This is a genomic window from Primorskyibacter marinus, assembly GCF_003313245.1.
Taxonomy (GTDB): domain Bacteria; phylum Pseudomonadota; class Alphaproteobacteria; order Rhodobacterales; family Rhodobacteraceae; genus Primorskyibacter; species Primorskyibacter marinus.
The window spans coordinates 68,424-75,438 of the sequence record NZ_QJSD01000016.1 but is presented as its reverse complement, the minus strand read 5'-3'; the positions used below and the strand labels follow the sequence as shown (position 1 = coordinate 75,438).

Genomic DNA, 7,015 nt, shown 5'->3' with positions numbered 1-7,015 from the left:
GTAAACCTCCGGCGACGGCCGTCTGATCTCAGGCTCAATCTGATGGTAAGTCCGACCTTATGTCCGACTTTATCAACCGCCCTCAAATCGAAGTTCTGTCTGCTGCCGATGGTGAACGCCGCCGGCATTGGTCGGATGATGACAAACTGCGCATTGTGGAAGAAAGCTTTATTGGCCACCGTCAGGTGACAGCCACGGCGCGGCGACACGGCATTGGCCGGTCGCTTTTGACGACTTGGCGGCGGCAGTATCGAAACGGTGAGCTTGGGTCTTCTGGCTCTGTATCGTTCGCGCCGGTGACTGTGCCGAAGGAAGTTTCCGCGTCGCAGGCAAATCCAATCGATGCCAGTCCACCTCCGGACTGTCGGGTTGAGGTAGCCCTTCCGAATGGGCGTCGTCTCATCGTGCCCATCGGCGTGGAGTCCGAAGCGCTTGCTCGGCTTCTGGCAGTGGTGGATCGGCAATGATCGCGTTTCCGGCGGGCGTGAAGGTGTGGATCGCAGGCGGCGTCACCGATATGCGGCGGGGCATGAACACGCTGGCGCTACAGGTGCAAGAAGGGCTCGGCCGTGATCCCCATGCGGGTGAGATATTTTGCTTCCGAGGTCGTAAGGGCGACCTCGTCAAGATCCTGTGGCATGATGGCGTGGGCATGTCGCTTTATCTAAAGCGCCTGGAGGCAGGCAAGTTCATCTGGCCCGTGAGCCGGTCGGGCGAAGCGGTACAGATATCGGCGGCGCAGTTGGGTTATCTTCTGGAGGGCATCGACTGGCGTAACCCACGCTGGACACAACGCCCTGCAAAGGCTGGTTAATTTGCGCCAGCCAGCCTGTTTTTATTGGTGCTTCGCGGCTTCGGCTGGTAAATATTGGTCATGTCTAATGCCGCCTCTGAACTCGCCAAATTACGCGCTGCCCTGGCCGCCGCAGAGGCCCGTGCAGATGTTGCGGAAAGCGAGCTGGCGCAGGCCCGCGCGGTTGTCTCCTGCTCCGAGGCGATGATCCAAGAGCTCAAGCTCGAGATCGCCAAACTGCGCCGTGACAAATACGGTATCTCGTCAGAACGACGCGCCCGGCTGATCGATCAACTGGAACTGCAGCTTGAAGAGATGGAAGCGGCGGCCACCGAGGATGCCTTAGCCGCAGATCAAGCAAGCGAGAAAGCCAGCACGGTGCGCGCCTTCACGCGCCGCCATCCCGTGCGCAAGCCGTTCCCCGATCACCTGCCGCGCGAGCGAGTTGTTGTTGAGGCACCGGCCGCCTGCACTTGCTGTGGCTCGGACCGGATCGTGAAGATGGGCGAAGATGTCACCGAGACACTGGAGGTGATCCCGCGACAGTGGAAGGTCATACAGACCGTGCGTGAGAAGTTCACCTGCCGGTCTTGCGAAAGGATCAGTCAGCCGCCGGCGCCCTTCCATGCGATTCCGCGCGGATGGGCCGGGCCCAGCTTGATCGCAATGCTAATCTTCGAGAAATATGGTCAGCACCAGCCGTTGAACCGGCAGGCCGAGCGGTTCGCCCGTGAAGGTGTAGAGCTGAGCCTGTCCACCCTGGCGGACCTGGTCGGGCACGCGACTGTTGCCTTGCAGCCGATCCATGCCCTGATCGAAAGCCATGTGCGTGCCGCTCACCGCCTGCATGGCGATGATACCACCGTGCCGCTTCTGGCGCGGGGCGGTGCAAAAAAGGCCCGGCTCTGGACCTATGTGCGTGATGATCGGCCATGGAATGGTGGCGCCCCACCAGCGGCGTTCTTCCGCTTCTCTCGAGATCGCGGCGCAACCAATCCCAATCAGCATCTGGCCGGATGGCAAGGTGTGCTGCAAGCGGACGCCTATGGTGGATACAACGATCTCTATCGCGAAGACCGCGACGCGGGGCCCGTGACCAGTGCGTTGTGTTGGTCACATGCCCGCCGGAAGTTCTTCGAACTGGCCGACATTGCGGGCAACGTCCGCAAGGGCAAACCCGCCCATCAGATCTCGCCGGTCGCACTGGAAGCGGTGAAACGGATCGATGCCATCTTCGACATCGAGCGCGAGATCAATGGGCTGGATGCTGATGCCCGGCTCGTCGCCCGCCAGAACCTGTCCCGTCCCCTGGTGAACGGCCTCCACGACTGGCTGCAGGACGAGCGTGCGAAACTGTCCAGACACAACAAGGTGGCCAAGGCGATCAACTACATGTTTGAGAAGCATGGCCGTTGGCAGGCCTTCACGGCATTCCTCGATGACGGGCATATCTGTCTGACGAATAATGCGGCCGAACGCGCTTTACGTGGCGTGGCACTGGGCAGAAAGTCGTGGCTCTTCGCAGGCTCAGAGCGCGGCGGTGAACGGGCTGCCGCCATGTATACCCTTATCGTCACCGCCAAAATGAACGACATCGATCCGCAGGCCTGGCTCGCCGATGTTCTCGCCCGGCTGCCCGACTTGCCCGTCTCGCGCGTGCATGAACTTCTGCCTTGGAACTGGAAAGCTCTATCCCTTACACAAGCAGCGTAACCATGCAGCTGAACAAGGTGTATTCCGTCAAGACAATCGACCGCGTCGCTGTCGAACTGGGCGAAACCGTCAATCAGATCTTTGATCTCGCCACCGGTATGGAAACCGAAGATGGTATAATCTGGGTCTACGGTCCCAGCGACGACGGTGTCATCGCATTCACTCCATTCGGGATCGAAAACCTGCAAGAGCTCATCGAAATGGACCGTGATCGCGAGCGATGACCTACCTGTGGCCTACGCCGGATGCTTACCGAAATACGGGTATTGGTGGCGGAACTGGTGAGCCGATAACGGAGCGTCAAGTCCCGGAGATTACGCTACAAAACAACATCATCCGCCATGACATTTGTGACATCCTGCGTTCGAATGTTCAGATCGGCAGCACCATCACCGTCGATATCCCCCAGCAGGAAACCGTCGGTCCCATCGCTGACAAAGCGCAACTGGCCTGCGGTGCCGTCAAAAACAGCCACCCATGTGAACGCCTGATCTCCCGCAAGCGACATGTTGGCATCAATGGCGGCCAGACCAATCTTGTCGATGCCTGGGGTGAAGTCGGTGATCACATCGCGATCGGCGGTAGTGGAATGCTCGAGCTTGCTGAAGATGAACCAATCGGCACCCGCGCCGCCCTCCAGCGTATCGACACCGGTGCCTCCCCACATGGTGTCGTCGCCATCATGCCCGCGCAGTAGATCGTCGCCACCAAAGCCGTTGAAGGCGTTGTCGCCATCATTGCCGTCAATAACATCCGCTCCTGCGTCGCTACCAAAAACACCGTCAATCCTCTCGAGGTTGTCCAAACCCTGCTCGCCGCCGATGTTTTGGGAGCTGCCGTTCAGATACAACGCGACGGTCACCCCGGACGACCCGGCCCAGAAATAGTTTGCGGTGTCGAAACCGCTGTTTCCACCGTCGATCCGGTCATCGCCTGCGCCACCGGCAAGCCAGTCATCGCCTGCACCACCGGCCAACAGATTGTCGCCTGCATCGCCAAAAAGCCGGTCGTCAAAACTGGATCCCCAAACGTTTTCGACATTCAGCAAGTTGGTGCTAACTTCTGCGGAATTGATCTGGGAAAAGCCGTTCAGCCAAACGGCCACCCCGGCTGTAATCTCTGCATCGGAAAAGGCAACGGTATCATTGCCTTCACCTCCGTCGATCAAATTCGTTCCCGTCCCACCATCCAGAATGTCATCATCGTCACCGCCTAAAAGGCTGTCGTTGCCTTCTCCGCCTTGAAGAAAGTCATTACCTCTTTCTCCGTCGAGACGATCATTACCGTCCAACCCATAGGCCGCATCATTGCCCGATCCAGTCTCGATTGAATCAATTCCCGTGCCACCGGTGATTTGATCGTCTCCTGATCCGGCGTCGATAGTATCATCGCCACCGCCGCCATAGATCGTATCATCTTGATAGCTGCCCAGGATGCTGTCATCGCCCGCGTTCCCGTTTAGGAAACTGGAGTTTTTTCCCCCTAAAATGGTATCATTTCCATCACCTCCGAGAATGCGGTTTCCCCAGCCTTGTCCGTCCAGATAGTCATTGCCGGGTCCCCCAATTAGGGTATCGCGCCCGTCCCCCCCCAGAATCAGATCATCGCCGCCCGATCCGTCAATCAAATCGTTTCCGCCGAGTGACAGGATTGTGTCACCCGAGGCACCTGCGACGATGGAGTCGTCCAAGTCTGTAATAGTCCAATCGGCGTGCCAAAGGAACGCTTCAGGTGAGAATGAAAAGTCCGTGTTTGCCGCGTATGTCCCATTTTTGACCACCGAAGTGCTGTTCACGCTTAGGAAATAGTTTATGCCGCGCCAGATGTTGAATCCTTGACCGTTATATGCCTGCATCGCTTCATCAATTGAATCGCCGGATATATGAAAATAGAGGTCGGTCTGTCCTTGTCCTGTTCCGCTGGTGTCTGCAAAATCATCGTCAATGTGCAGCAAATAAGTGACTTTACTGTCGCCCCACCGCACCTGAACAACCTCTGCGCTTCTGAATTCCTCAAGGTCGAAGAGACCTTGGAAGGGAAGGAAAAACTCAGCCTTAAACACGCCCTCATAGGCAGCGCGCCGGTCTTCAAGCGTTATGAAAGCCGAAACATTCCCCGTAATGGCCTGATCGATACTATTATCCGTTCTGATCGACAGTGGGTCGGCATCGCCAGAAATTATGGCTGTTAGTGGACCGTCATGTGAAAAGGTTTCAAAAGCCGTTGCGCTCGACGCATAGTAACCGCTAACTGCAAACGTACTCATCAATTTTCCTCTCTTAAGGTCGGCTTTCAAATGTTCGGCGGGCGATCCGCACTCTGGCACATTGCCGCAGCAACAAAAAGCTCCGCCGCCTTGATCAGTTTGATGGTGCCCGACCGGTGAAGGGGCTCTAGCACGTTGCCTTCAATCGCGGTTATGCTGCTTGAGCAGCATAACGCCAGGGTGTCAGCTCGTCGAGGCGTGTGATCTTGTGGTCGGCGATTTGGCCGAGGACCCACGTTAACCAAGCCTGCGGATCGACTTTGTTCAGTTTGGCGGTTTCGATCAGGGTATATGCGATAGCCATGGCCTTACCGCCGCCTTGAGATCCTGCAAACATCCAGTTTTTGCGCCCGATTGCCACTGGCTTGACGGCTCGTTCGGCTGCGTTGTTGTCGAGCTCTAGGAAGCCATTCTCAAGATACGGACGCGCCTTCGGCATGCGAGCCAGAGCATAGCGGATTGCCTTTGCTAGTGGTGACTTGCCCGATATCTTGGGCAGTTGCGCGTGCAGCCATTGTTCCAGGTCATCGAAGACCGGTTTTGCAGCCGCTTGACGATGTGTAGCCCGTTCTTCTGGCGATTTGCCCCGCGCCTCGTTCTCAACCGCATAGAGTTTGGCGATCCGTTTGATGGCTTCTTCAGCGATAGCCGACCCTTGCGCGGTAAAGATGTCGACGAACTTGCGCCTGGCATGCGCCATGCAGGCCATCTCACTGGCTTTGCCGTCGCCAAACACGCCGTTGAAGCCCGAATATCCGTCCGCATGCACCCAACCATTATAGGGTCCGTCGGCATAAAGGAACGTTTGGTCCCACAGGGATCTCTGTAAGCGGTTAATTCGTTGTGATTTTTCCTGTTTTATCTCCCCCTGATCTGGAGGGTGTGTCAGGCGGCTGATTTCAGGGGGAGGATTCCGAGCGCGTCGCGGAGTTTATCATCAGAGAAGTCGTATTCGCCGAGCATGTTGATGTGTGCCCAGGCCATTGGGGCGTGTGCGGCGATCGTGCGACGCAGGTTTTCTTTGGTTTCCTCATCCGGGGCCCTTTCGAGTTGGTGGGCGAGGTAGGCCTAGCTGGCCCGAAGCTGCATATTTGGGCTTTTGAGAGAACAAAGAAAGTACTCTCTATCAGTCTGACCGCTGCAGATACAAAGTGACGTTCTCGGCTGGCATCTTGAAGCCTCGACCGTCGGAGACCCGTTCAGTGCTGATAGGGTATTTGGGTCTGTTGGGGTTGATCCCAACGATCCGGTGAAGGTCTCCACCGGTTTTAAACGTTCGGCGATAATCAGATGGCTCCAGCCCGAAATGCGGTGCGAGCACTTCGAACATGGCTTTGTCCGGCGAGTAGATCGCGCCGTCTTCCATCGGAATGCCGACGCGGAAGCCGATGTTGAAGCTATGACGCAGATCGATATCGCTCAACTCGCCGCCTTCGACCGTCAACCCATGTGTTTCAGCCACGGCGAGGCAGGCCTTCATCATGTCTCGGCGTAGGCGATCGCACAGCTCTGGTGTCAGATTGCGCGGCGGGGAAACTTTGGAACTTGTCTGGACCGACGTTTTTTTCGCGGGGGCCTTTGGCTTGCGGGTGTTCTTTTTCATGACGCAGCCGTCCCGTTGCCATTGTGGTTCAAGGTCATTTGGGCCTTTGCTTTATAGACGGTTCCGCGCGATATCCGCATCTCTCGCGCGATTTCGGTGGGCGAGCAGCCGTCGATCAGCTTCGCCTGAATGGCCTCGAGATCGATTTTGGGTTTGCGCCCGCGATAGACACCGCGCTGCTTTGCTGAGGCAATGCCTTCGGCCTGGCGCTCCCGGCGCAGGTTGGTTTCGAACTCAGCGAAAACGCCAAGCATATCGAAAAAGGCTTTTCCGGTTGCCGTGGATGTATCCACAGGCTGCTCGGTGGCCGCCAGGTGCGCGCCCTTGGATTTCAGGTGAGTGACGATAGCCTGCAGATCACTGAGACTGCGGGCCAGCCGGTCAATGCGCGTGACGACCAGCGTTTCTCCTGGGTGGATGAAGTCGAGGATCGTCTTGAGTTCGGGTCGTCCCTCCAGGCTGGTCCCGCTCTTTTGCTCGGTGCGGACCATGCCGCACCCGGCCTCTTTCAAGACAGCAATCTGCGCATCGAGGTTCTGTTCGACGGTCGAAGTGCGCGCATATCCGATTTTGGCCTGATAAGTGTTCATTATGGGTGTGCCTCTGACGTGATCTGTTCATTATCTAAAAAAGACCCAAA

Annotated in this window: 7 protein-coding genes and 1 pseudogene; 4 read left to right on the top strand and 4 right to left on the bottom strand. The window is 57.3% G+C overall.

The genetic code is table 11. From position 1 onward, the window contains the following. The first annotated feature begins 59 nt into the window (after window positions 1-59). From tnpA to DMZ65_RS15875, 4 genes are read left to right on the top strand one after another with little or no spacing between them, the layout of a single operon-like run. The gene (tnpA, locus tag DMZ65_RS15890) at window positions 60-467 is read left to right on the top strand and encodes an IS66-like element accessory protein TnpA (RefSeq protein WP_116599346.1); all 408 of its coding nucleotides are present in this window, start codon (window positions 60-62) and stop codon (window positions 465-467) included. Further along, window positions 464-814, top strand: a complete 351-nt coding sequence (tnpB, locus tag DMZ65_RS15885; protein WP_067630184.1) for an IS66 family insertion sequence element accessory protein TnpB — start codon at window positions 464-466, stop codon at window positions 812-814. The genes tnpA and tnpB overlap by 4 nt, the downstream gene beginning before the upstream one ends. A gap of 60 nt (window positions 815-874) precedes the next feature. Continuing rightward, window positions 875-2,506, top strand: coding sequence for an IS66 family transposase (gene tnpC, locus DMZ65_RS15880; protein ID WP_116599435.1), 1,632 nt, complete (start codon window positions 875-877; stop codon window positions 2,504-2,506). A 2-nt stretch (window positions 2,507-2,508) separates the two neighbouring features. Beyond that, complete coding sequence (locus DMZ65_RS15875) at window positions 2,509-2,730, top strand: hypothetical protein (protein ID WP_116599347.1); 222 nt, start codon at window positions 2,509-2,511, stop codon at window positions 2,728-2,730. Window positions 2,731-2,825: 95 nt separating this feature from the next. On the opposite strand, the gene DMZ65_RS20050 is transcribed toward DMZ65_RS15875, so the two are convergent. From DMZ65_RS20050 to DMZ65_RS15855, 4 genes and pseudogenes are all read right to left on the bottom strand, one after another. Then, a complete protein-coding gene (locus DMZ65_RS20050; protein WP_116599852.1) occupies window positions 2,826-4,772 on the bottom strand; it encodes a calcium-binding protein in 1,947 nt (648 codons plus the stop codon). Window positions 4,773-4,923: 151 nt separating this feature from the next. Continuing rightward, window positions 4,924-5,553 (bottom strand): annotated as a pseudogene (tnpC, locus tag DMZ65_RS15865) (IS66 family transposase); the annotation flags it as partial. A 345-nt stretch (window positions 5,554-5,898) separates the two neighbouring features. Beyond that, window positions 5,899-6,375 carry a hypothetical protein gene (locus DMZ65_RS15860; protein WP_229709630.1) on the bottom strand — a complete coding sequence of 159 codons (477 nt, stop codon included), beginning with the start codon at window positions 6,373-6,375 and terminating at the stop codon, window positions 5,899-5,901. Next, entirely contained in the window at window positions 6,372-6,965 is a 594-nt protein-coding gene (locus DMZ65_RS15855; RefSeq protein WP_073038196.1) for a recombinase family protein, read from the bottom strand. Before DMZ65_RS15855 ends, DMZ65_RS15860 begins: the two co-directional genes overlap by 4 nt. Window positions 6,966-7,015: the final 50 nt, after the last annotated feature.

Excerpts from the sequence above, each read along its gene's own strand:
- tnpA (WP_116599346.1), top strand. The coding sequence starts at position 60 with ATGTCCGACTTTATCAACCGCCCTCAAATCGAAGTTCTGTCTGCTGCC.
- tnpB (WP_067630184.1), top strand. The coding sequence starts at position 464 with ATGATCGCGTTTCCGGCGGGCGTGAAGGTGTGGATCGCAGGCGGCGTC.
- tnpC (WP_116599435.1), top strand. The coding sequence starts at position 875 with ATGTCTAATGCCGCCTCTGAACTCGCCAAATTACGCGCTGCCCTGGCC.
- DMZ65_RS15875 (WP_116599347.1), top strand. The coding sequence starts at position 2,509 with ATGCAGCTGAACAAGGTGTATTCCGTCAAGACAATCGACCGCGTCGCT.
- DMZ65_RS20050 (WP_116599852.1), bottom strand. The coding sequence starts at position 4,772 with ATGAGTACGTTTGCAGTTAGCGGTTACTATGCGTCGAGCGCAACGGCT.
- DMZ65_RS15860 (WP_229709630.1), bottom strand. The coding sequence starts at position 6,375 with ATGAAAAAGAACACCCGCAAGCCAAAGGCCCCCGCGAAAAAAACGTCG.
- DMZ65_RS15855 (WP_073038196.1), bottom strand. The coding sequence starts at position 6,965 with ATGAACACTTATCAGGCCAAAATCGGATATGCGCGCACTTCGACCGTC.